Source organism: Allocatenococcus thiocycli (assembly GCF_921292965.1).
Classification (GTDB): Bacteria; Pseudomonadota; Gammaproteobacteria; order Enterobacterales; family Vibrionaceae; genus Vibrio; species Vibrio natriegens.
Genome location: NZ_CAKLCK010000009.1, coordinates 1 through 24,705, shown reverse-complemented (window position 1 = coordinate 24,705; position 24,705 = coordinate 1). Strand labels below are relative to the sequence as shown.

Genomic DNA, 24,705 nt, shown 5'->3' with positions numbered 1-24,705 from the left:
TTTATTGTATTTGATGCTTGATAATCGAGCCTCCTATCGGCATGATTTATAGTAATATTTGTTCAGAGCGTTTGTTATTCATGAAAAAGACCGCAATCATCGGCTTAACCCTTCTTCTTTCCGCTTGTGCATCTGAAACCTACACTACGGATGTTACCTCAGAGAGTTTTCGCGAGGACTATTCTTCAGATGTCATATCAAAACCAATTATGGCGTCTGAAAATGCCGTCGTTGAGAAAGATGTAGCACCAACAGTGGTGAAAATGACACCTAAACCTGAAGAAAAGAAAGTCATAAAACTGACTCCAAACGATCAGATAAAACCGGTTAAGATCATGCCACCAAGCAACGTTCAATCAGCAGTTCAACGTTTCGGATACACCATTCAAGTTGTCGCTGTTGGTAGTGAAGATAAAGTGACTCAGTTCACCAACAAACTACCGCAAAGTGAGCAGCCGATTTGGGCTAACTACAAAGTAGTCAATGGCACCAAATGGTACTCCATTTTATACGGAGATTATGCGACAAGTGCGGAAGCACAAAAGGCGATCGCAACGCTTCCAGCTCAATTGCGTCAGTTAAAGCCTTTTGTCAAAAGCATTGATGCGATTAAAAACTCGGCATATCCGACGCTTAATAAACTAAACTGATCAAACTAAGTAGGGGGCATATCGCTCCCTTTTTAATTTGTTCAAATCGTACCCGAACGATACGCCTCACAGTAAAATAACTGTACGTCACTTCTCAAAGGGTTATCATAACAATAAGTATCTTTTGTAGGTCACGGAAAGATTGATTCATGATTAAAAATATTCTTCTATTATGCGGTGGTGGCTCTTCAGAGCACGAGATATCATTGCTGTCTGCTAACTTTGTCGAACAACAACTGAATCTCATTGAGAACATCAAGGTAACGCGTGTAGAGATCAAAAATGAAGGTTGGATGACCGATCAAGGCGAATTGGTTTACTTGGACCTCAATACCAAATGCTTATGTTCTAACGACTCAAATCAGACAATTGACTTCATCGTACCTTGTATTCATGGTTTCCCTGGTGAAACGGGCGATATTCAATCTCTATTTGAAATCGCTGGCATTCCTTATCTGGGTTGCGGACCAGAAGCAAGCAGCAACAGTTTCAACAAAATCACATCGAAACTTTGGTACGACGCTCTAGGTATACCGAACACACCATACTTGTTCCTGACTAAAAATAATGAGCAAGCTCATATTCAAGCTCAGCAAGCGTTTGATAAGTGGGGAAAAGTATTCGTTAAAGCGGCACGACAAGGATCTTCAGTTGGTTGTTACAGCGTAATGGAAAGAGAGATGCTTTCTGATGCGGTTAATGCTGCTTTTGGTTACTCCGACCAAGTTTTAGTAGAAAAGTCTGTTAAGCCTAGAGAATTAGAAGTTGCCGCTTATGAAATGAATGGCGAACTCTATGTGACTAAACCTGGTGAAGTTATCGCGCCTGATGGTACATTTTATTCGTACGATGAAAAATACAGCAGTGCCAGCCACTCATTGACGGAAGTTGAAGCAAAAAACCTTACACCAGAACAGATAGAGACGATCAAGCAAGAGTCAGAGACCGTATTTAAACAGATGAACCTGCGTCATTTGTCTCGTATTGATTTCTTCCTTACTGAAGATGGCGAGATTTACCTGAATGAAGTGAATACGTTCCCGGGTATGACACCAATCTCGATGTTCCCGAAAATGCTTCAAAACAATGGCCACAAATTCCACGAGTTTCTTCAAGACTGCATCAATAGTGCAAAGTAAATAACGTTACTTAACAATAGATTGTGTTAGAAGTGCTTGTGCTGAGCATCTCACTGTATGGATGCTCATTAAATTCTCTTAGACGACTGAAATTGATACAAAAATGGGGCATTTATGGCAGTTGCGACATATAGAGGCTTTAATTTAAAATCCAGTTTGGATGGCAGTCTTTGGAAGGTAAAGATCAAAAGCCACGTCTTGCAAGGTAATCTGACCTCAGTTAAAAAAAGTATTGACTGGTGGTGCGATACTGCTTCAATCATCGATCCAAAAGAATTTGCTTCTCTTGCACAGACCAGGCAAAGCACCGCAGGAACACAATCAGTTGCTTTTAACGGCTATACTTTAAAAAATGATTCGGGTGAGCCGAATGAATGGTATTGCATGTTTAATGGTAAGCTAATAAAAGGCGCTAAGTCGGCCATTCAACGTCATATCGAAGCTTATTTAGTCGCGAAGCAGAAAGCGTTGAAAACCCAACAACAAAAGAAATAACAGTATGTCCTTAGTATATTCAACGGAAACCGGCCGAATCAAACCGGAAGAAGAGAAAATTGCTCGCCCTAAAGGCGATGGTATCGTGCGAATTCAACGCCAAACTAAAGGCCGTAAAGGTAAAGGTGTTTGTATCGTTACAGGCTTAGATCTTGATGACGCACCACTAAAATTACTCGCAGCAGAACTCAAGAAAGTCTGTGGCTGTGGTGGTTCAGTTAAAGACGGCAACATAGAAATTCAAGGTGATGCGCGAGACAAAATCAAAGCACACCTGGAAAAGAAAGGCATGACCGTTAAACTAGCTGGCGGTTAAGAATCCAGATTGAATTAGAGCGTCTCTAGAGACGCTTTTTTTACATCTGTTTTTCGACGTATAGTCATCTGCATTCTTGTTAACGGCTAATTGAAGATTGAGCAATCGCAGATTGATATATCGATATTAGCTATTTTATGGTAAATAGCCATTATGTTTAATCAGAGCTCTAAAACCTTACAAGTACCTGTGACTACAAATTTAAAATCTGAGAGGGATAGGAGACTTAAAAGGATAAGATTTCAAATAGCACTGCATTTAATTTAACATAACATATATAATGCGCACTGAATTTGTAGGAGCAAAGTTGTAATGTCACTATTTAACAAAGTTAAAATGTCTCTTTAGCATACAATTACTAGTCCTTGTTTACTTCGGATTTGTGCTAAGGACATGATGAAGATGCTAGTGACTATGAATGACTCTGATATCAATCGTTTTAAAGTAATCCAGGATGTTTGTGATCGTCGAATCCGCCGAGTCGATGCGGCAAACATTCTTGATTTGAGTGTTCGCCAAGTGCAGCGACTTATGAATCGTCTGCGAGAATTTGGCGTTGCAAGACTGACTCACCAAGCTCGAGGTAAGCCAAGTAACAACCGTTATCCCAGCGACTACCGAGATACAATTTTAAAGTTGGTTCGTGATAAGTGCTCGGATTTTTCTCCAATACTTGCCAGGGAAAAATTATCTGAGTTAAATAATCTTCCGATATCCAACGAGACCTTACGAAGTTGGATGATTACCGATGGTCTTTGGGTGCCACATTAACAGCGTAAGCCCCGTGTTTATCAGCCTCGTTATCGTCGTGACTGCCTAGGCAAACTCATCCAGATTGATGGCGCTCATCATGACTGGTTTGAAGGACGCAGCGATAAATGTTGCCTGTTAGTGTTCATTGATGATGCGAACGGTCGCCTGATGAACCTGCGTTTTAGCGAGACCGAATCCTCCTTCGACTATATGGTCGCAACACGAGAATACCTTAATGAGCACCGTAAACCGCTAACGTTTTATAGTGATAAACATTCTGGGTATTGAGCAGATTTATGCCAATACTTCCCACATAGGCGATATGCTGCTAGCTTACCCAAAGTTACATGGTCACAACATTTAAGGGCTGTTCTGATAACGTATTGATATCAAGAACAATCAAAATATGACTTCCCTACTTTATCGTTTCCATTATGCTCTTTTAATCAATTAGTTATCTACATATTTACAGCAGTATGTTTGAATTTAAATCATGACTGATTTGTAAGAGTTTCAGTTATTTGGAACTGTCATCAACTAACCTTAATTGACCTTATCACCCTAAAGTACTACTTTTATTTAATTCCCCTATAAATATCAAGGATTAGTGCTATGGATAAGCTACTCGAGTCTGCATTACAAATAAAACAGAGAACAATGGTCACAGGTTTATTCGCTAGAAATGGATTTAAAATCGCAATGACCGATTTTGATGATGTGACATTCGAACGAGAAGGCGTTCAAGTTAACGTACATTTTGATATGGATTCGAATGCAGAGTCGGCTGATATTTTGACCCGAAGCGCCAACATGTTACCAAGTAGTTCTCGTTAGCTTAACCTACTCGCTTATCAGGCCGAGCAACAATAGCTCGGCTTTTTACTGTTTGATCCCCCAGGAAGATAGACAACCCGACCGTCTCTACTCATTTTTCGTTTTCCTGTTCATTTTAGTGTCTTGGTATTAGCGAGAATTTGTAACAATAAGTATCTATGCTAATCGGCAGCATTTGCACTTTTCTATGCCGTTATCACATAAAACATCATGAGTTATTAACAGCCACATTAATTAAGCGTTGTTTCATGTTGTTTGGAGATGTTGGAAGAGTATGCTCGCGAAGACGCTCAAACGACACAATGTTTATTAAATTGATTTCATATTCTGTAGGGGGTATGGTTGTTATATATCCCCACAACTCAAAAGGAGAATTACCATGGACAAACTATTGGCGTCTGCATTACAAATAAAACAGCGGACCATGGTTACTGTCAGCGCCGATGTAAAAATGACCCACTAACGCCGATTTAAAATTGACCCACCTGAGTCAAACTATCCGTTCGTAACATGGACAAAGCGGCGGATTATGATCAATCAGGAGCAACTAGTGGAAATACACGTTTTACATCAGCAAGGGTGCAGCATCCGCCGTATCGCAAAGGAGCTGGGGATCTCAAGGAATACCGTTCGTACTTATCTGCGAGATAGAAGCAAAGCACCCGTGTACCCCGAGCGTCAATCCCGACCAACTAAACTTCAGCCCTACCATGACTACTTGTGTACGCGGATTGAAGCCGCAAAGCCTTATTGGATACCCGCAACCGTCTTACTACGTGAGTTAAAATCACTTGGTTATGAAGGCGGTATAACGATGCTTAAGGAGTACATCAAACAGTACAAACCAAGTACGCCTGTCGACCCTGTCGTTCGGTTCGAGACATTGCCAGGTGAGCAGATGCAAGTGGACTTTACGACCATCACCCATTACGGAGTCCGTGTTAAAGCCTTCGTGGCAACGCTTGGTTATAGCAGAGCGACGTTCGTTCGCTTTAGTGAACGAGAGCGCCAAGAAGACTGGATAGAAGGTCTTGAAGAAGCGTTTGAATACTTCGGTGGCGTCCCCAAAGAAGTTCTGTTCGATAATGCGAAAGCCATCATGATAGAGCGTGATGCATACGGTGAAGGTGAGCACCGCTGGAACCCTGCACTGCTCACCGCAGCCAAGAAGTACAATTTTAAACCGAGAGCCTGTCGTCCATATCGCGCAAAGACCAAAGGAAAAGTGGAGCGATTTAACTCCTACTTGAAGAATAGTTTCGTCACTCCTCTTGCGGCGACACTCAAGCAACACGGACTTAAAATCACCGTCGATGTTCTTAATGGACATATCGGCGCATGGCTAGAAACCGTCGCTCACCAACGAACTCATGGTACGACAGGTGCAAAGCCTCAGGTTCTCTTAGATGAAGAGCGCTTTACACTTCAGTCGCTACCATCGCCGACACGCCCAGTCACACCACTAACAATAAGCGATAGTGTGATGCCACTTGAGAGCTTCCAGCACCCACTCTCGACGTATGATGCGTTGTTGGAGGTACGACCATGAACCTTCAAATGAGTCGTATCGAGGCTGCCTGTGCAACGCTGAAGTTACAAGCTATCGGTCAGGAGTGGCCGAGACTGGCAGAAGCAGCCAACAGTCGTGAACTGAGTCTAGCCGATTACTTAGAGTCACTTCTGAACGCTGAACTGGAAGCGCGAGCAGAACGCACAAGAGCCACACTGACTAAGTTCGCCAGCTTCCCAATGGAAAAAACGTTCGATGACTATGACTTCAAGTTCGCAACGGGTGCCCCAAGAAAACAGCTCAAGGAGTTAACAGGGTTAGCCTTCATTGAGCGAAAGGAAAACGTGGTATTACTCGGCCCAAGTGGCGTTGGTAAGAGCCACCTTGCAGTGAGCCTTGGCCAAATAGCGGTTCAAAAGGGCCTAAAGACACGGTTCATCACCGCAGCAGACTTGATGCTTCAGCTATCTACAGCAAAAGCTCAGGGTAAGCTTGAAAGCTACTTGAGACGAAGTGTACTCGCACCTAAGCTACTTATCGTCGATGAAATCGGCTACTTACCGTTCGGCAGAGAAGAGGCCAACTTGTTCTTTAACGTCATCGCCAAACGTTATGAGCAAGGCAGCATTATCGTGACCAGTAATTTGCCGTTCTCTCAATGGTCAAATGCGTTCGCCGATGATACAACGTTGACGGCGGCATTACTCGATAGACTTCTTCATCACTCGCACATTGTACAAATCAGCGGTGAAAGCTATCGATTAAGAGGAAAGAAAGCGGCTGGAACCATACCAGCGGTTCTAGAAAGTCTATCTGAAGGCAAAAGTTAATTGTATGGGTGGGTCAATTTTACTTCGGCGATAACGTCGATAAGTGGGTCAATTTTAAACTGGCGTTGACAGTTACTGGCCTTTTTGCTAGAAACGGTTTTAAGATCGCGATGACTGATTTTGATGATGTAACGTTTGAACGAGAAGGTATTCAAGTTAATGTGCATTTTGATCTAAACTCGAATGCTGAATCGGCTAATATCTTGACTAAAAAGACTAGAATCATCCCTCGTATTTCTCGCTAACGCCCTCACAACGTAAATAAATTAAAAGACCGTGACCAGATAGCCGAGCTAATTAAGCTCGGCTTTTTGAGTTGGACTATTCATCATGAAGGTAAACGACCAACAAATCAGCCTCTACTGAGTTAGCGAGTTTAGGCACTGAGGAGAAAAAACGACTTAACAGATTATGGTGATGGCCACACACAACCAAATCTATACCTTGTTGTTTGACGAGCCCTTGCAATTTGATATGAAGATCACCAATTACGACCATGGTGTCAGAAACCGGATACTTACACTCTGATGCAAGTGCTTGTAACTTTCTGTTGTATTCCTCTTCTTCTTTAGGTTCTAAGACTACTCTATCTACATCTACATAAACGAAGGAAAGTTTACAGTTTGGGTCCGTTGCCTGACTAATCGCTTTATCAATAACTTTCTTGCTGGAATCAGATAAATCAACCGCGACTAATATATGCGTGTAGCTCATTACTTTTCTCCCGATTAGTTTTCATAGACTTACATTAAGTCTAGTTCAATCAAGGCAATTCAACGCAGTCGTTGCACCAAAACATAAGAATCTTCATAAATCTATCTAACCTGAACCTATCACCAAAAAACATCGCGCCCGAGTAAAAATTCGACTATAACTCCTAACCTTCTGATTTATTGAGTATAAATCACTTCCACCTGATTGCAGTGATTGAACCTTTCGCCCACTCCTTAAACTAATGATTTTGACACGTTGTATTTGGATTATACGAGAATACTGCAGAGTGACGCCGTAACTCAGCTTGTAGTTGTAACATCCTGTTAAAAGCAGCGTCTACGAGTAAAGAACCGTAAAACGAGAGAATTTTAGTTAGTGCAATACGTACGGGCACCACAACACGTTCTCAAAATATGCAAGCACTTACTGTTTCTACACCCCATGTGTTTACTTGGTTTTAATCTAACGATATTAACGTGACAACGTAGCTAAGATTATTTTTTAGCATAAATGACTGGCTACATCCGCACCCATGAAACGACCTGTAATATAATTACAACCTAAAGTGGAAGCAACCACCCATCCAGACCAATATTCTGCTTTATATCATTGATATATTGAGAGTATTTCCTATAATCTTAATTTCACCTTAACTTTTAAAGGCTCTAGTTCGGACTGATAAAGTTTAGTTGGTAAAATTTTATCTAGCATTTATCATGGCGATTTTAACCTTGTGTTGCGTTTAGTGACCCACATAACGTGACAATGTCACACAGTTACGCTTTTAATAATTAGTATGTAGCCTGTCGAGCAGGCACAAAAAAAGCAGAGCGTTTTACTGCCCTGCTTCTTTGCTTATCGTTTTGTTTATTCTTCGTCTTGTTGCTGTTTAGCTGCGTACTCAGCTCGAATATTTTCAGCAACAATTTTTATTGCTTCAGCCGTACTTGTGCCTTGAGACATTAGCTCTTGAATCTTTACCACGGCTTGCTGTTGTTCTTCGTGAGATAGAGGGGGTAGATCGTCAAACATAAAAAGCTCCTCATTTAGAGGAGCCGACTATAACGATTCGTTTAATAGGTCGCAAGGAAATTAATTGACGCACCCATCGCGTTTTCATTTGTATAACGAGCTGCTATATCCAGCTCAAGCAAGTTAAGTGGCGAGAGCCCTATTCCCGCGGTGATCGTCCCATCATCATGACTTCGAGCTAAGTTTTTCATATAACCAGCTCTCAGTGCCATTTGGCGCAGAATATCAAATTCAACACCGGCGCGAATCATTTGCGTATTATCATCAAAGGATGAAAAGCGTTTTTCTTCATTTAAGTCGTAGTCGACACTCATGGTAAAGTAATCTGCAACGAAGCCTGCGCCTATCGTATAAAGTGGTCTCATGCTGTATTGATAGGACTCGATGGTTTTACTGTTGTACTGAAACGACTTAGTTTCTACATCTCTTCCGATTAAGTTCTTTGCCGCAATACCTAAACGGTACGGCCCAAAAAACCAAAGTGCACCTGCGTCCAAATTAAACATGGTTTCAGCGGTTTCATTTTCACGTAAGTCAGCGGCGTCAAAATTATTGAAGCTTGTTGCGTATGAATAAGTGTAAATGCGTTGAAGTTTTGGTGTGATACCAACAGAGAGGTGCTGCCCCATGTAGTTGGTGTATTTTGCCAATGAGATGCCCGCTTCCGCAACACCAATACTCACGCCTTGAACATAAGTATTGTCCATTGGGTTAGCGCCAGAGGTATCAATGGATGGCTGTACAAAAGATTCTGTGTATAATTTTCCGTAAACCGTTGCTGATAAAATTTTGTTAGGGATACCAACAGCAACGACACCCCCAAGGTCAAAGTTTAATTTTTGATTACCTTGAGCAAGTGCATTCAATGAACTCTCTATTTCGGCATCGTCATTAAGCTTGCTGATACGATCAATTTCATCAATCAAATCGTATTGATCATCAAAGCTAATACCAAAACTTGGGGCAATGATACCCGCGTCATCGTTGCGGCGATAGATTGCACTTAAAGCAGGGTTAAAAAATGGTGCGGTAAGGTAACTGGCGGAGACTGTGCCAACACCGCCCATCGCATCACTGCGGGCTTCAATTGAGTAGTTAGCAGCTGAAGCCACATTGGAAAACAGTGCTGCGGTGATGACGGTTGATAATATTTTGAATTGAGTTTTCATACTACACTTGTGTTTTAGTTCTTCCTGAACTTATATCGGCACAAATGTAATTTCTTTAGTTAATCTTCTTGCGAAAGATCATAAGTACGGCTTATTGTTTGAGCTTGCTCAACAATGATGTCACCCTGCCAACGGCGACTATTAATGCTTACCGCAAGAACGTAGCGATCATTCGGTACGCCAGCAAGTTCTAGTGACTCAGGATAATTCGACTCATACGTTTTTTTCCACATTTGTTCATACTGGCCTTCGATGTAGTCATAAAGCCCCACTTCAAGCTGTGGTAATGGACAATGAGGATTTCTCAGCGCACTCTTTTCAACTTTCCAGTTTTCTTTAGACGTCCAGCGAACGTACTGACTGGAGTTAGAGTCGCCCAAAATGACCCACGTTCGATACTCAGGTTTATCTTTTGCAACAACGGTTAAATGATACAAACCTGATTCAAGTTGACCAGTTAGGTTGTAACGCTTGAGAAAACTGCGCTCGTTCGCGATTTCAGCCCCATTTGTTTCTTCTACAGCAAATGAGCTATCAGCTGAAATTGAGCTATCAACCCAACGTTTGAATGTGATTTGTTCCACTTCAGTCGTTGCTCTTACTTTAACGACTAAACGGAACGTATCGCGACCTGGGCTTTGAATGGTTTGGCGTATGACGTTAACGCCACTTACCCACTCGGGTAAAGTGACGGCCGTCAGTGATTTTCCACAATCCTTAGTCAGAGACTGACCAAGCAGATCGTTTAAGTGTGAGGTTAAATCGCGGCTGGGTTCTGTCTGCCATAGTTCAACTAAAGTATTGAACATTCCTGAAAGATCATCTTCAAGCAGATGTTGATGAGCCTGAGTTAGAGGCGTATTAGTTCGAAACCAGTCCATAGCTTGGACTGGCTTCACTAACACTAATGACAAAACTGCAGGGAGTAGTATTTTCATTATTCTTTAAGCTTTCATTTTGTATCCGACACCACGAAGTGTCTCAATTTCTAAACCAGGTAGTTTCTGACGTAGCTGCAGTACATGCGTATCAACAGTTCGTGTTGTTGGGAAGTGGTTGTAACCCCAAACATGGTCAAGCAACTCGTCGCGAGTAAATACGCGACCCAGATTAGACGCTAAGAACAATAGTAAGTCGAATTCTGTACGTGTCAGAGTAATTAACTCGTCTTTAAACAGGACTTCACGAGTAGAGCGATCGATTTCCAAATCCTTTGTGATCACTTTATCTGAGCTTGCACCGTCTTGCTCTCCCGAATCTGGAGCACGCAATTGTGCACGAATACGTGCGAATAACTCAGCCTCTGCAAAAGGTTTAGTTAAGTAGTCGTTTGCACCTGAATCCAGTCCTGCCACTTTGTCTTTTACTGTCACAAGAGCAGTCAGCAGAATAACTGGTACATCCTTGAGATTTTTCCATTCAGGAAGATGTTGTACAGAGTCACCGTCAGGCAACTGGCGATCGAGAATCACTAAATCGGCTTTCTTCCATTGCGATTCAACGTCCGCAATACGCTCCACATGTAAACACTCATATCCTGCTTGTTCCAGGCTTACTAACAGGCCATCAGCCAAGTTTTTATCGTCCTCAACGAGAAGCAGTGTCTGTTTCACAAGGTATCTCCAATATAAAGGTTGTAGGTGGTCCTATAAGGGACATTTTTCCGCCCATGCGGCCTACCATAGATTCAACGATTGTTAGTCCAAGTCCTAACCCGCTCTTACTTACGAACGGTTTTTTCAAATTAGTCCAGTCTTTAGCGGTCAAGTCACCAGCATCACGGACTTGGAAAACGATTTTATCTTCACTCGTTTGAACATGAAGTTCAACCGGTGGAACGCCATACTTAAGTGCATTACGTAACAAGTTATCAATACAGGTGCCAAGCCAGTACACGTTAACTTTAGCTGCTACGTCTTCGTTTACGTTGAGAAGTACAGCATTATCAAATTCTTCTTCAATCTTAAATTCTAACCATTCGACAACAGATGGAACCCAGTCCGTTGCAAGCATTTGGTTATCAGATTGCAAATAATCCTTACTCGCCTCCGCTAATTGGCGTAATCGACGTGTATCTTCGCACAGCCGGCGGAATTCGTCATATACACTTTCTGGTAAGTGCTCAAATTCTCGACGAAACCCTTCAACGGTCATAGACAGAGACGCAATTGGCGTTCTCAATTCATGAGTTAAAATTTGCAATACCAACATACGGCTGCGCAATTCTTCTCGTTTACTGTTCCAACGGTATACCGCCCAACCGATCACGAGAAGTATGTTCGCGATGACCAAAACAATCATGCTGATACGAAGAATCTGTGAATGATCTTCAACGTCCCAGCAAATATTGCCTCGTTTTACGAAACAGCTTTTGTTTTCTGACGCCAGTGAATAAGACAAACCTGCATTCGCGACGTTTTCCTGCCATAACTCTCTTTCGAAGACAAAATAGCGATCGCCTCGACGTAACCACAGCTCATTACCTTCAATGAACATGCTTGCTCCGGCGATCAGTGCATTTATGGCGTCATCGTTCATGTTTTGCAAGCTTTCGAGTAACTCATCACCCTCTTCGTTACCGCGCTCCTTAATATGCATGTATTGAGCGAGCTTTGGTCTAAGATCGGGATGCTTATCGACATAGCGAGCAGCGTAAGTGCCCCCACCTGGGTGAATGAGTCCACTGCGAGAAAACCAGCGTGGAGTAAGCTCTGTGCCTTTACAGATAGCTCGAGTAAACACAAGAGGTTCGGTAATCAATGGGCTGAGCGGCAGTTTACCACGACAAGTCTTATCTAAACTATAAAGCTGCTGTATGTCCTTCAGCGGATAGTCTGACGTTTGCGGAAGTAATGAATCAGGCGCAAGTAACTTAGTAGGATAATTTGATTGCAGAATACGAATATCATACGACTTAAGAGCTACTTCGTAGTTAAATAGCTCTGTAAACGTATCTATTCTCTCTGGTAATGAATCGGCTGCTGCAGTTGCCGAAAAAACCGGCACGATAGATGCTAAACCGAGCAAAATCTTGTTAATCAAACTGTTACCGTTACTTATTAGATTACGCCAAACTATACAGCAATCTAGAATCAATTGACATCAGGTAACTACAGGATTTGCATTACTATAACATTGAACCAGAACAAAAAAGGGCCAGCGATTGCTGGCCCTGAGTAATTTTAAAGCAGTTTAGGATTACAACGCTTTAAAAATATTTTCTACGCTTTCTTTAGCATCGCCAAATAGCATTGACGTGTTTTCTTTAAAGAACAACGGGTTTTGTACGCCAGCGTAACCAGTATTCATTGAACGCTTGAATACCACTACGTTTTTCGCATTCCAAACTTCCAGTACAGGCATGCCTGCAATTGGGCTGTTTGGATCTTCAAGCGCTGCTGGGTTCACTGTATCGTTGGCACCAATAACAAGTACGGTATCGGTCTCTGGGAAGTCATCATTGATTTCGTCCATTTCAAGAACGATATCATAAGGAACTTTCGCTTCTGCCAGCAATACGTTCATGTGGCCAGGAAGGCGACCGGCTACAGGGTGAATACCAAAACGTACTTCAACACCTTGTGAGCGAAGTGCATCCGTGATTTCATGCACAGGGTATTGAGCTTGCGCTACTGCCATACCGTATCCCGGAGTGATGATGACTGATTTGGAGTTCTTCAGCATTTCAGCCACTTCTTCGGCGTTAGTTTCGCGATGTTCGCCCTGCTCTTCATCACTAGAAATGATGATCTCTTGACCAAAGCCACCAGCGATAACGCTAATGAAAGAGCGGTTCATCGCTTTACACATGATGTATGACAGAATCGCACCTGAAGAACCAACCAAAGCACCTGTTACGATCAATAGGTCGTTTGCAAGCATGAAACCTGCTGCTGCCGCTGCCCAACCAGAGTAAGAGTTCAGCATTGAAACGACTACTGGCATATCCGCACCACCGATTGATGCTACCAAATGGTAACCAAAAGCGAATGCAATCAGTGTCATTACGATAAGAGCGAACATGCTGCCGTCTGCTTTTACGAAGTAAATCATAAGTAGCGTAGACACAACAATCGCAGCCAGATTCATTTTATGCTTATGAGGAAGGTTAAGCGGTGAAGAAGAAATTACGCCACGTAACTTACCAAATGCAACAATAGAACCAGTAAAGGTTACTGCACCGATAAACACACCAAGGAATACTTCAACAAGGTGGATAACGTGTTCCGCGTGCGTTGCCGCTTCAGGTGCATCCAGGTAGCTATTGTAACCAACCAGAACCGCAGCTAAACCTACGAAGCTGTGAAGAATCGCAACCAGTTCTGGCATTTCGGTCATTTCTACTTTCTTAGCGTAGAAAATACCGATCGCACCACCGATCGCCATCGCGATAATGATCCAGCCAAAACCTTGAGCATCCGGGCTAAAGATCGTTGCGATCAGCGCGATCGTCATACCTGCGATGCCGTAGTAGTTACCATTTCGCGCAGACTCTTGCTTAGAAAGCCCCGCCAAACTCATGATGAAAAATAATGCAGCAACAATGTAAGCTGCTTGTACTAATCCTGCAGACATTGTGACTCCTTATTTATCTTTGCGGAACATTTCAAGCATACGCTTGGTGACGGTGAAACCACCGAATATGTTGATACTTGCAATCAACACGGCGATGAACGAAAGGAAGGATACGACGCCATTACCTTGTCCAATTTGCAGTAACGCACCCACAACAATAATGCCCGAGATAGCGTTAGTTACCGACATAAGCGGAGTATGCAGTGCATGCGTCACGTTCCAAACAACGTAGTAACCTACAACACACGCTAATACGAATACCGTAAAGTGTGAAAGGAACGCCGCAGGCGCAACCGAAGCAACCCATGCAAAAGCACCAACAGCTGCCACTAAACCAATAAGTTTTTTCGTAGGCGAAGTTGGCTCTTCAACTTTTGGCTCTTTCTTAACCACTGGTTCTTGCTTAGCGTGAGGTTGAGCAGAAACTTGAATAGGCGGCGCTGGCCAAGTGATTTCGCCTTCTTTCACGACAGTCACGCCACGAAGTACAACGTCTTCGAAGTCGATATTGATGTTGCCGTCTTTCTCTTTACAAAGAAGTTTTAGAAGGTTCACAAGGTTTGTTGCGTAAAGCTGAGAAGATTGCGTTGGCAAACGGCCTACCATGTCGGTGTAACCAACAATTTTCACGCCGTTGTCAGTCATGATAACTTGATCTTTCACTGTGTATTCACAGTTACCGCCATTTGCAGCTGCCAAGTCTACAATCACGCTACCCGCTTTCATGCTGTCGACCATTTCTTTGGTGATCAGCTTCGGTGCAGGTTTGCCAGGAATCAGAGCCGTCGTGATGATGATATCAACGTCTTTTGCTTGCTCAGCGTATAGCTCAGCCGCTTTCTTGTTGAAGTCATCAGACATTTCTTTCGCGTAGCCATCACCAGAGCCTGAGTCCTCTTGGAAGTCCACAGTCAGGAATTCGGCGCCCATCGATTCAACTTGCTCTTTTACTTCAGGACGTACGTCAAATGAACGTACAATCGCCCCGAGGCTACCTGCAGCACCGATCGCAGCCAAACCCGCAACACCAGCACCAGCCACAAGAACTTTAGCCGGTGGAACTTTACCTGCTGCCGTAATTTGACCGGTAAAGAAACGGCCAAACTCATGAGCGGCTTCAACGACTGCACGGTAACCAGCAATGTTCGCCATTGAAGACAGTGCATCTAATGCTTGAGCTCGAGAGATACGAGGAACTGAGTCCATCGCCAGAACGTTAATGTTCTTACTTGAAAGCTGCTCCATTAGCTGTGCATTTTGTGCAGGCCAAATAAAGCTAATCAGAGTTGCACCATCTTGTAGTAATGCAATTTCGTCGATGCCTTTTTCTTCATCTACGAGTGGCGCATTTACTTTAAGAATCAGACCTGATGTCCAAACTTCGTCACTAGAAACGATTTTCGCACCTGCAGCTTCATAAGCGGCATCATCGAAACTCGCTAGCACCCCCGCCTGAGATTCGATCGCGACATCGAACCCCAACTTAATTAACTGCTCAACCGACTTTGGTGATGCAGCTACTCGCGATTCACCCGCGAGTATCTCTCTAGGTACACCGATTTGCAAAACGCATACTCCTTGTATACATATCAATTAATTAGTCCCAAAAAAAGAGCCGTGCTCTACTCTAATTCTTTTTTATTTCTTTCTGTTTAACTACACAAGATAAATACAAATAAAACACCGATGTTTGGGCCCACCTATTTGCATCGTCATATCTTGTTCAACAGCCCAGTTATATTCTTTTTGTATCTAAGGCGTGCTGTGACTGCAAGTGTTTTGTTATATAAACACTAAATTTCATTACATATAACCTTAAGTAATGAAATTTTCTCTATTTGAACTCGATAAATACGAAAAATATCGCCCCTAGACAGGAGGTCCAACCAGAGCATCGCTAACTCCTTAATTAACAGGTATTTAAGCCTTAAAAAAGAAAGAGCCATCAGCATATATACTAATGGCTCTTATTAAGATGATTCGCATCAAATTACAGTGATTTGTTAATCGAAGATCTTGTCACCCATTTGATCGATGAACATGTGTGATTTCTTCAACATAAGCTCGTTGGCATCTTGTTCCGAACCCAACAAATCTGAACGAATGAAACGATGAGTCTTTATCTCCCCATCAATCTCTTTTTCTATTCGGCCAGCAATACGAAATTGACCGCCTTCAGCAACGCTTTCCTGGTATATCTGAAAGCCTTTGTATTCCACTGACTCTACGGTTTTCACTTCGACAGATTTCTCACTGCCACCAAATAAACGAGAAAAGAATCCCACAATTCCTCCTTGGGCCAACACAACCTCTATACTTAGACAGATACCATGTTGAACATTCATGATCGACGTTACTTAAGAATTGGTTTTTCATACCAATCCAGCGATTTATGTTCATCATAACGGGTATGTGAAAAAAGTAACAGGCGCATTGTTGTTGTGATTTTTGCTTTTATTGCTGACGTTGTACTGCTAGTAGGTAGTTAACCACTTAGTTGACAACTGGAGTGCACTTATTGTGGAAATAGATAAGGTACCGAAAGCATATAGTCTACAATGATAATGTCATCTTGAGTGTATTGTGATGTATTTGTGTATTCAACTAATCTTGTAGGCAATTTCCCAAATGTCCTATTCCTTAACGACATCATCAGGCTTTAAGTTCGTGTTCCCAATAGTACTATTGGGTTTAGCGATATCAGGTATGAATAGTATTATTCAGATGACTGAGTCAAACTGGGGAATTGCCGCAAATTTGCCTTATATACTGCTGGGTTGCGCGCTTTTGTTTTGCTACTCTTTTAAGCAGGGGCGAGAGTCTATGGTATGCCTCTCGATGCTAGTAGCTTACTTTATTATCCAACATCGTCTTCAGATACCTAGTAATAGCGATACAGTGCTGATCGAACTGACGATGCTTGCAACTCTGCTGCCGATTTCTTTTTTAGCCGTGTATCTATTCAGAAAAGATGGCGCAAACTCAAAAGCCATGTTTGTCTATGTTTTTATGTTGGCGACATTTCTGCTGTGGTCATACATTACTCTGAAATTTCAGATTAATGGCCAAGTTGAGGGCTGGACAAACGGTATTTTATTTATCGTACCAAGTATCTCCAAACTCCCTTTCATACTCGTCTTATATTGTATCGGCATTGTCGGGGTTTTAGGCATTTTGGTCTTAGTGACGAACAAAATCATCCATGCGATGACTTACTCTGCGATGGCTTTAGCCTCCATTACGTTTATTTTTTTCGATGTTCAATACATAGCAAGCACCATGTTTACTTTGGCGGGGTTGCTTATGATCGTGTATTCAACAATGGCTAGCCATCATCTTGCTTTTACAGACAGTTTAACTCAGATTCCTAGCCGTAGAGCGCTTGATCTTGATTTTAAAGATCTAGATGGTAAATACACCATCGTAATGTTAGATGTAGATCGTTTTAAAAACTTTAACGATACCTACGGACATGGAACCGGTGATGATGTACTTAAACTCGTCGCAGCATTGTTGATGAAAACGCGTGGTGGTGCGAAAGTTTATCGTTTTGGTGGTGAAGAGTTCGCTATTTTATTTAAAGGCAAATACTCTGAAGATTGTTTGAAACAGGTCGAAGAAGTCCATAAATTGATTGCAAATTATAAGATGGTCTTACGCGATTCCGCATCTCGCCTAGACGATCATAAACAAGGAAAAATGAAGCGCGGAAATGAAAAATCGAAAAGAACGTCAGTATCAGTGACGGTGAGCATCGGTGTTGCAGACAGCCGGAACGCATTGGATCCGGAAGATGTCCTCTCATTTGCGGATGAAGCTTTATATCAAGCAAAAGATTCTGGCCGAAATTGCATAAAGTGTTCCAACAGTGGGTTTAGGTCACGCCTTTCCTGATGATAAACTACGCCAGTTGTTTCCATTTTTAACTGCACTTCCATTGTTAGTTCTACTATTTACAATACAGCCTCTACAGCACTGAGTGACAACGTCACCAGCATCAAAAATGATTGATTTAGTTTGAGTTTTTACTTACCAATGTATGAGTATCACGACCTTGTGATTTTGATGTGTAGAGCGCTCTATCGACCATCGCATACAAATCGGATTTGTTTTCTTTTCCGGTAGCCTGAAAGGCAATTACACCCTGTGACACTGTCACTCTATTTGTAATACTTGAATACTCGTGAGGATAGTTAAGGAATGCTATCGCCTCTTGAATACGTGCAGCCTCTCTTTCTGCCATTTGTCCATCGGTGCCACTAAGTAATACGACAAACTCTTCCCCACCATAACGCCCAACGTATTCACCCGAGCGACAAAAGGTCGCTTTGAGTTGACTTGCAATCGCCTGCAAGCATCTATCCCCTTCTATGTGACCATAGTTATCATTAAACGCCTTAAAAAAGTCGACATCTAACAAAATCATTGCCATCGGCATATGGCGGCGCCCATGCCACGCAACCATTGATTCAAGCTTCTGATCAATGTATCTGCGATTATAAAGTTTCGTTAACCCGTCCTCGTTCGCCTGCTGGGTTAGAAGTTGATTCACTTTTTCTAGCTGCGCTGTCGCTTGTTTTAACTCACGCCTCATGTGAGCAATACGCTGCATGGCGATGAGCTTGGAATTTAGAACGAGTTTATCAACGGGCTTAATAAGATAATCATCGCCGCCTGCTTCTATCGCTTTAGCAATAATTTCAGGTTCTTCATGGCTACTAAGGAAGATGATGGGAATCCAGTCAGGAAAAGCTTCTCTGATTGATAATGAAAGCTCGAAACCGTTCATTTCTGGCATAGAGATATCGAGCAAGACCAATTCAGGGTCGAAACTCTCATAAATATTTAATGCTTCTGCACCACTGCCTACTGTCTTAACGATATGCCCCAGTTGTTTCAAACGAATAGCCAATTGCATTCTGTCTAATTGAACATCGTCAACCAGTAGAATGCGCATTGATGTCCCTTTAGGCTGCATAAGGTATTCCACTATCTTACTTTCTCTTTCTTAACCATATATCATATTCAACGCTTCGTTGCATCGTGCCAGCTCTTAAGTGCTATATTTTTGTTTAATTGTCGCGTAATCAAAAGACTATAATGGTAGATATTTGAAACATTTGATATTACTATTCCCGCCTTTTTGTAATGAGAGACACAGCATGTCAGAAGCAACTAACACCGAAAGCAAAAAAATCGATCTAGAAACCATTTCTCCTGAACTACGTAAAGTTATTGAATTCGACGAAGTTCCAGAGCAAATGTTCGAAATGGTTACCTCTATCCATGAAGTGTCAGAAGAAGCGGTTCGCGCGTCTTGGGACGAAATGCCAGCAAGTGCTCAAAACATTCTGGATAACTTTGAACAGTTCCATGCTCTAGTTTCAGTAGGCCAAGCATTCGCTGGGATTAACGTAATGGAAGAATTCCCTACTCTAAATCTGCCAGAAAACATGACAGATGAAGATAAAGAAGAGTACCGAGCACAGCTACTAGACAATGTTCTTCACAACTGCGTGAAAGACATGGTTAAACAAATGAAAAAAGCGCGTCGTGACCCTCTACTAAAACGTGAATTCAAAGAAGTATTTGCGAAGTAAAGCTGACTTACGAAGTGAATAAAGGGCTGCATTGTGCAGCCCTTTTTAGTTATGTAACCTTTGCATCAGTCTTTTTAAGCGTGTGGTGCAAAGGCAATATCGCGTTGAGTCACACTCACCCCTTTGACTTGTGCATAGACACAGTCACCGGGCTTTAAATTGAGGTCATCCAGTGCCCAAGGGGTAATTTTAGCCCACAAGCAGCAATTCGCGTCCAGTTGCAAAGAGACGGTAATGCTTTGCTTATCTTCTCCGACATTCACCTGTTCGATTGATTGGACAGTCGCAGGCAAAACATTTCGAATCGAGGTGGCTACCGGACGCTCCAAAGCAATAGAGACATCGCTAGCGCGCACTTGAAGTCGAATTGGCGTACCTGGCTCGCCCTCAATCTTTTGTACCCAGAGCGAAGCGTTTTGGCCAAGTTCCACAGACGTCAGCGCATAGTGCTCATGATGAGCGGCGATTTTTCCTTCAAACAAGCTACTGTGTTCTGAGAATGACTGCCACGGTCTCATTGCGTGAGAAGCCCAGACCTCTTCCAGCTTACCTGATGTCACTATACTGCCGTTCTCAATGATTGCTAAATTTTGAGCCAATCTAATGATTTCTTGCAAGCTGTGTGTCACATACACAATTGGTATGTTCACTTTTTCAGATAGGTCCTCAAGAAACGGCATGACTTCCCGTTTTCTGGGCATATCCAGTGATGCTAATGGTTCGTCCATCAACAACAAATCAGGCTTAGACAACAATGCACGCGCTATCGCCACTCGTTGCTTTTCGCCGCCAGAGAGCGACACTGGGAAACGCTTCAGGAGTGGCTTAATAGAGAGAAGCTCAGTCACCTCATCAAAGTACTTAGTATCCTTCTCTTTGACGCCATACATTAAATTCCCTTGTACTGAATAGTGTGGGAATAGGCGTGAGTCCTGAAAAACATAACCAATCTTTCGCTTGTGCGTCGGTAAGTTTATTGCCTTATCACTATCAAATAAGACGTGTTCGCCAATACTGACTTTACCTTGTGTCGGCGTGACCAATCCACTGATTACATTAATGAGCGTTGTCTTACCTGCACCAGAACGCCCAAATAACGCACTAATTCCGTGACACGGTAACTCAAGATCGACATCAAAATCACTTTCACCAAGCAATTGTTTAAATTGAACTTTAATGCTCATTGCTTCGCTCCCAATCGACGAGCCGCTTTTCGGTTCATCCACTCAGAGGCCATTAACGTCGATAACGCAAGCGCGATAGAAATGATACAAAGACGCGCCGCTTGCATCTCTGCCCCGGGCGTTTCTATAAAGTTGTACATTGCGAGTGGTATGGTTTGTGTTTCGCCAGGGATATTGGAAACAAAACTGATGGTTGCGCCAAACTCACCTAAGCTGCGTGCGAACGACAACATCGTTCCGGTGATTATTCCGGGGATTGTGAGCGGCAACGTAATCGTCATAAATACTTTAAATGGAGAGGCACCAAGCGTCGAAGCGGCATGTTCAAGTTTGGGATCGACACTTTCCAGGCTTAAACGAACAGAGCGAACCATAAGTGGCAAAGCGACAACAATACAAGCGACAACCGCTCCCTTCCAATTAAAGCTAAATACCAAGCCAAAATGTTCATAGAGCCAACTGCCAATGAACCCCTGCCGTCCAAGGGATAACAGTAGTAAATAACCAATAACAACCGGTGGCAAGACCAAAGGCAGATGAATCAGGCTATCGAGGACAGACTTGCCAAAAAAGGTTTTGCGAGAAAGTAACCATGCCAGTAAAACCCCTAAAGGGATAAGCCAAAGTACCGCGAACGCACCTACTTTGAGACTTAAGATTAAGGCTTGGTATTCCAGTTCAGTCACGCTTATTCCTTATTACTGAAACCGTATTTGATAAAGACAGTTTTGGCTTCATCTGTACTCAGGTATTGGAAAAACTGCTTCGATTCCGTTGAGTCACTGATCATTGCCGCCGGATAGACAATGGCAGAGTGCGTGTCGCTCGAGAACTCGTCTACTATTGTTACTTTGTCTGTCAGCAACGCGTCGGTTTTGTACACAATACCTAACGGCGCTTCTCCACGCTCTACCAGAGCTAACGCGAGACGAACATTCTTGGCAGGAGCAACTTTAGATTCAATATTTTTCCATACGTCCAGTTTAGTCAGTGATTCTTTAGCGTACATCCCCACAGGTACAGATGTCGGATTGCCCAGTGCAAGACGTCCATCATTCAACGCAGCTAGCCACGCGTTACTATCTGAAAAATTAAAACTCTTCGTGTTAGACGGCTTGGGAGCAATCAAGACCAGACTATTCCCCACCAAATTAGTGACATTGTCACGTAAAATGACCTTTTCATCCACAAGATAGTCCATCCACTTGGTATTTGCTGAAATGAAAACATCGGCGGGAGCTCCGTTCATTATCTGACGAGCAATAGACGAGGAACCACCGTAAACTGGTGTGACGGTTACATCGAACTTGCCTGAGAAATTTTCGCTAATTTCGTTGATCGCATTGGTCATAGAGGACGCAGCGTACACTTTGAGATCGGCTGCGGCATGGGCAGAAAAAACAACGCTTAACAATGCCGTTAAGCACACATGTGTTTTCCATATTTTCATTAATAGGCTCCTTTACGAGACAAACTTTAGACTGCTATTACGTTCATCAACTGATTGTTTTATTTGAATAAAAAATCTAAGTTCATGTGTTGCTCTATCGCGTCTGCAATACGATTAATCCCAAGCTCTTTAATCTCTTCAAAATTTTGTTGCTTAATTTGAGAGCCATTCACCCACTCGGCAATTAGATTTAACACTTCCACTTCATCAAAGAAACCGTGTAAATAGGTTCCCATAATTTGGCCACATTCACTTAACGCGCCATCAAAAACACCATTGGTGAGCTCAAGTGGCTGAACGCCTGTCACTTCGCTTCGGCCAACATGAATTTCGTAGCCTTTTGCGGTAGCACGTTTACCATTTAGGCATACGACAGCTTGTGTCTTTGTCAGTTGCTTACTACCGGTAAGGACCGTGTGAACGTCTAGCAGCCCTAAGCCTTCACTTGTACCCGCTGCACTTTCAACACCCTCTGGATCATCAATGGTTTTACCTAGCATCTGATAGCCGCCACAAATACCAATGACTTTTCCACCCAGACGAATATGGCGCAATATATCCTTGTCCCAGCCCTGACTTCTTAAGTACGCTAAATCGTCTCTGACGGACTTTGTTCCGGGTAAGATAACCAAATCAGCTTTATCGATTTTCTCGCCTTTACCCACATAACGTAAGTTAATGTCGGGGTTGAGACGAAGGACATCAAAATCGGTATGATTGCTGATTCGGGTTAAAACCGGTACCACAACATTGAGTTTGACTTGTGCGTTTAACTCTTGCTGATTAGTGATCGCATCCTCGGCTTCAAGGTTGAATCCATGGAGGTACGGTAATACTCCCAAGACCGGCTTACCGGTTTTTTCTTCAAGCCAGTCTAATCCTGATTGCAACAGACGAATGTCACCACGGAAGCGGTTAATGACAAAACCTTTTACGCGCGCTTGTTCTGATTCAGAAAGTAACGCTAAGGTGCCGTATAAGTGAGCAAAAACCCCGCCTCGATCGATATCAGCAACAATAATCACCGGGACATCAGCCACCTCTGCAAATCCCATATTGGCAATATCCCCTTCTCGCAGGTTAATCTCTGCCGGGCTGCCTGCTCCCTCAATCATAATCGAGTCGTACTCTTGGGTCAGTCGCGAAAAGGAATCAAGTACAGTATTCATCGCAACTTTTTTGTAGTCATGAAATCCCGCAGCGTCCATATCAGACAACGCTTTGCCTTGCAGAATGATTTGCGCACCCGTATCGCTGTTTGGTTTTATAAGCACCGGGTTCATATGAACAGTGGATTCGATATTGCAAGCTTGCGCCTGAACTTCCTGAGCGCGCCCTATCTCACCGCCATCTTTGGTGACCGCGCTGTTAAGCGCCATATTTTGCGGCTTAAAAGGGGCAACTTTAATCCCTCTTCTCGCTAATACACGGCATAAACCTGCCACAAGTACACTTTTTCCGGCATCCGATGTGGTGCCTTGAACCATTAAAGAAGGGATTGCTGATTTCATGAATATTCGTAAGAGAAGAAATAGATGAGCAATCATAACGTTATCGTTGCAGATTACTCAAGCAAATGAACCGAATATCAAAGTTTATCGTCACAATTGTTCCACTTTTACTGTCTGGACAGAGGGTTGTAAATAGTCGCTCGCGGGTTAAAAGAAGTGATGCTGGTAAAAAGTGACACTATTATCATTTATGGTCTGGTTTTTGCTTTGCTCTGTGTAATTTTAATGATCTTGTCTGGAGTTACCATGCTAGGTAAAGCGCTAAAGGTTACGGCCTTTGGTTTGTGCGCGATACTGCCACTTTCCTCTTATGCCAATAATTTTAACTACAATACGTTGGAAGTCCGTATGGGCACCAGCCCAGGAACCTTTGGTGGCGAATTTACAAGCTACTTTACTGAAAACACCCACTTCATTGGTCGCGCTGATAGCGAATTCAGTGGTGACTGGGATGTCGCAGGTGGTATTGGCTTCAATGGCCCTGCTGGACAATTTGCTGATATTTATGGCCAGATGCTGCTGCACAATATTAAGAAAAACAGCAGTGACAAAGTCGGCGATGAGTGGCACGCAGAAGTCAATGTTGGTACTCGTGTTTGGCTGATGCAAAACGTTGAGTTTCACGCGCGTTTAGGCCAATTAATGGACAACGATGATTCCCACACCGTTTATAATTTGGGAGCTCGATTCCATTCGACTCAGCAATTGTCACTTGGTGCCGATTTCAAAAATAACGGGGTTTACGGACAGCAACTCGTGATGTCTGCCCGCTTTGGATTCTAAGCAAGCCAAACCAGCATAAAAAAATGGCCTCCATAAGTGGAGGCCATTTCAGTTCTAGTACTGTTATTATTTCTTGCTAGGTTTGTCTTGAACGTATTTTTTCGATACATCAACAACAGCAATATCTCTGAAGAAGCTTCTTCCCAAAAAGCATTGGGAA

Annotated in this window: 25 protein-coding genes and 1 pseudogene; 12 read left to right on the top strand and 14 right to left on the bottom strand. The window is 42.9% G+C overall.

The genetic code is table 11. The features are described 5' to 3' along the window. Nucleotides 1–80 precede the first annotated feature (80 nt). From L9Q40_RS04715 to L9Q40_RS04675, 9 genes and pseudogenes are all read left to right on the top strand, one after another. Entirely contained in the window at nt 81–650 is a 570-nt protein-coding gene (locus L9Q40_RS04715) for an SPOR domain-containing protein (RefSeq protein ID WP_498792333.1), read from the top strand. A 149-nt stretch (nt 651–799) separates the two neighbouring features. Beyond that, on the top strand, nt 800–1,789 hold the full coding sequence (locus L9Q40_RS04710; protein ID WP_498792332.1) for a D-alanine--D-alanine ligase: 990 nt from the start codon (nt 800–802) through the stop codon (nt 1,787–1,789). Nucleotides 1,790–1,903: 114 nt separating this feature from the next. Then, nucleotides 1,904–2,284, top strand: a complete 381-nt coding sequence (locus L9Q40_RS04705; RefSeq protein WP_498792330.1) for a DUF3319 domain-containing protein — start codon at nt 1,904–1,906, stop codon at nt 2,282–2,284. Nucleotides 2,285–2,288: 4 nt separating this feature from the next. After that, nucleotides 2,289–2,600 carry a stress response translation initiation inhibitor YciH gene (gene yciH, locus L9Q40_RS04700; protein WP_014234230.1) on the top strand — a complete coding sequence of 104 codons (312 nt, stop codon included), beginning with the start codon at nt 2,289–2,291 and terminating at the stop codon, nt 2,598–2,600. A 414-nt stretch (nt 2,601–3,014) separates the two neighbouring features. Beyond that, a pseudogene (locus L9Q40_RS04695) lies at nt 3,015–3,632 on the top strand (ISNCY family transposase); the annotation flags it as partial. 333 nt (nt 3,633–3,965) lie between these two features. Then, nucleotides 3,966–4,187 carry a hypothetical protein gene (locus tag L9Q40_RS04690; protein ID WP_014234227.1) on the top strand — a complete coding sequence of 74 codons (222 nt, stop codon included), beginning with the start codon at nt 3,966–3,968 and terminating at the stop codon, nt 4,185–4,187. Between the two features lie 529 nt (nt 4,188–4,716). Next, nucleotides 4,717–5,736 carry an IS21 family transposase gene (gene istA, locus L9Q40_RS04685; RefSeq protein ID WP_050935650.1) on the top strand — a complete coding sequence of 340 codons (1,020 nt, stop codon included), beginning with the start codon at nt 4,717–4,719 and terminating at the stop codon, nt 5,734–5,736. Then, nucleotides 5,733–6,527 (top strand): IS21-like element helper ATPase IstB, encoded by a 795-nt coding sequence (istB, locus tag L9Q40_RS04680; protein ID WP_050935648.1) that lies wholly within the window; start codon nt 5,733–5,735, stop codon nt 6,525–6,527. The genes istA and istB overlap by 4 nt, the downstream gene beginning before the upstream one ends. A 59-nt stretch (nt 6,528–6,586) precedes the next feature. After that, nucleotides 6,587–6,772 carry a hypothetical protein gene (locus tag L9Q40_RS04675; RefSeq protein WP_498792371.1) on the top strand — a complete coding sequence of 62 codons (186 nt, stop codon included), beginning with the start codon at nt 6,587–6,589 and terminating at the stop codon, nt 6,770–6,772. Between the two features lie 76 nt (nt 6,773–6,848). Here L9Q40_RS04675 and L9Q40_RS04670 read toward each other — a convergent pair whose 3' ends face one another. The 9 genes from L9Q40_RS04670 to L9Q40_RS04630 form a co-directional block, all read right to left on the bottom strand. Next, a complete protein-coding gene (locus L9Q40_RS04670) occupies nt 6,849–7,241 on the bottom strand; it encodes a universal stress protein (protein ID WP_020334877.1) in 393 nt (130 codons plus the stop codon). A gap of 867 nt (nt 7,242–8,108) precedes the next feature. After that, nucleotides 8,109–8,273, bottom strand: a complete 165-nt coding sequence (locus tag L9Q40_RS04665) for a YoaH family protein (RefSeq protein WP_020334875.1) — start codon at nt 8,271–8,273, stop codon at nt 8,109–8,111. 41 nt (nt 8,274–8,314) lie between these two features. Then, entirely contained in the window at nt 8,315–9,442 is a 1,128-nt protein-coding gene (locus tag L9Q40_RS04660) for a conjugal transfer protein TraF (protein WP_498792327.1), read from the bottom strand. A 59-nt stretch (nt 9,443–9,501) separates the two neighbouring features. Next, nucleotides 9,502–10,380 carry a DUF2861 family protein gene (locus tag L9Q40_RS04655; RefSeq protein WP_498792326.1) on the bottom strand — a complete coding sequence of 293 codons (879 nt, stop codon included), beginning with the start codon at nt 10,378–10,380 and terminating at the stop codon, nt 9,502–9,504. A gap of 6 nt (nt 10,381–10,386) precedes the next feature. Further along, nucleotides 10,387–11,055, bottom strand: a complete 669-nt coding sequence (vxrB, locus tag L9Q40_RS04650; protein WP_014234221.1) for a response regulator transcription factor VxrB — start codon at nt 11,053–11,055, stop codon at nt 10,387–10,389. After that, nucleotides 11,030–12,484: a sensor histidine kinase VxrA gene (vxrA, locus tag L9Q40_RS04645; RefSeq protein ID WP_020334872.1), complete on the bottom strand. Its 1,455-nt coding sequence runs from the start codon at nt 12,482–12,484 to the stop codon at nt 11,030–11,032. Before vxrA ends, vxrB begins: the two co-directional genes overlap by 26 nt. Nucleotides 12,485–12,640: 156 nt before the next feature. Then, nucleotides 12,641–14,017: a Re/Si-specific NAD(P)(+) transhydrogenase subunit beta gene (gene pntB / locus L9Q40_RS04640; RefSeq protein WP_014234219.1), complete on the bottom strand. Its 1,377-nt coding sequence runs from the start codon at nt 14,015–14,017 to the stop codon at nt 12,641–12,643. A 9-nt stretch (nt 14,018–14,026) separates the two neighbouring features. Then, nucleotides 14,027–15,583, bottom strand: a complete 1,557-nt coding sequence (locus L9Q40_RS04635) for a Re/Si-specific NAD(P)(+) transhydrogenase subunit alpha (RefSeq protein WP_498792322.1) — start codon at nt 15,581–15,583, stop codon at nt 14,027–14,029. 437 nt (nt 15,584–16,020) lie between these two features. Beyond that, nucleotides 16,021–16,302, bottom strand: a complete 282-nt coding sequence (locus L9Q40_RS04630; protein ID WP_498792321.1) for an HlyU family transcriptional regulator — start codon at nt 16,300–16,302, stop codon at nt 16,021–16,023. A gap of 343 nt (nt 16,303–16,645) precedes the next feature. Here L9Q40_RS04630 and L9Q40_RS04625 point away from each other — a divergent pair, with 343 nt between their 5' ends. After that, nucleotides 16,646–17,911: a GGDEF domain-containing protein gene (locus tag L9Q40_RS04625; RefSeq protein WP_498792319.1), complete on the top strand. Its 1,266-nt coding sequence runs from the start codon at nt 16,646–16,648 to the stop codon at nt 17,909–17,911. A 118-nt stretch (nt 17,912–18,029) separates the two neighbouring features. Here the strand turns inward: L9Q40_RS04625 and L9Q40_RS04620 are convergent, their stop codons facing one another. After that, a complete protein-coding gene (locus L9Q40_RS04620; protein WP_498792317.1) occupies nt 18,030–18,995 on the bottom strand; it encodes a GGDEF domain-containing response regulator in 966 nt (321 codons plus the stop codon). A gap of 184 nt (nt 18,996–19,179) precedes the next feature. Here L9Q40_RS04620 and L9Q40_RS04615 point away from each other — a divergent pair, with 184 nt between their 5' ends. After that, entirely contained in the window at nt 19,180–19,617 is a 438-nt protein-coding gene (locus L9Q40_RS04615; RefSeq protein ID WP_014234213.1) for a DUF3069 domain-containing protein, read from the top strand. A gap of 74 nt (nt 19,618–19,691) precedes the next feature. On the opposite strand, the gene modC is transcribed toward L9Q40_RS04615, so the two are convergent. Genes modC through L9Q40_RS04595 form a run of 4 tightly spaced genes read right to left on the bottom strand, consistent with a single transcriptional unit; the run spans nt 19,692 to nt 23,762 of the window. Further along, nucleotides 19,692–20,801, bottom strand: coding sequence for a molybdenum ABC transporter ATP-binding protein ModC (gene modC / locus L9Q40_RS04610; RefSeq protein WP_498792314.1), 1,110 nt, complete (start codon nt 20,799–20,801; stop codon nt 19,692–19,694). Further along, nucleotides 20,798–21,487: a molybdate ABC transporter permease subunit gene (gene modB, locus L9Q40_RS04605; protein WP_498792312.1), complete on the bottom strand. Its 690-nt coding sequence runs from the start codon at nt 21,485–21,487 to the stop codon at nt 20,798–20,800. Before modB ends, modC begins: the two co-directional genes overlap by 4 nt. 2 nt (nt 21,488–21,489) lie before the next feature. Continuing rightward, entirely contained in the window at nt 21,490–22,251 is a 762-nt protein-coding gene (modA, locus tag L9Q40_RS04600) for a molybdate ABC transporter substrate-binding protein (RefSeq protein ID WP_498792310.1), read from the bottom strand. Nucleotides 22,252–22,310: 59 nt separating this feature from the next. Further along, the gene (locus tag L9Q40_RS04595; protein WP_498792308.1) at nt 22,311–23,762 is read right to left on the bottom strand and encodes a cobyric acid synthase; all 1,452 of its coding nucleotides are present in this window, start codon (nt 23,760–23,762) and stop codon (nt 22,311–22,313) included. A gap of 246 nt (nt 23,763–24,008) precedes the next feature. On the opposite strand from L9Q40_RS04595, the gene L9Q40_RS04590 reads away from it, so the two are divergent. Continuing rightward, nucleotides 24,009–24,545, top strand: coding sequence for a hypothetical protein (locus tag L9Q40_RS04590; protein WP_024372991.1), 537 nt, complete (start codon nt 24,009–24,011; stop codon nt 24,543–24,545). Nucleotides 24,546–24,705: the final 160 nt, after the last annotated feature.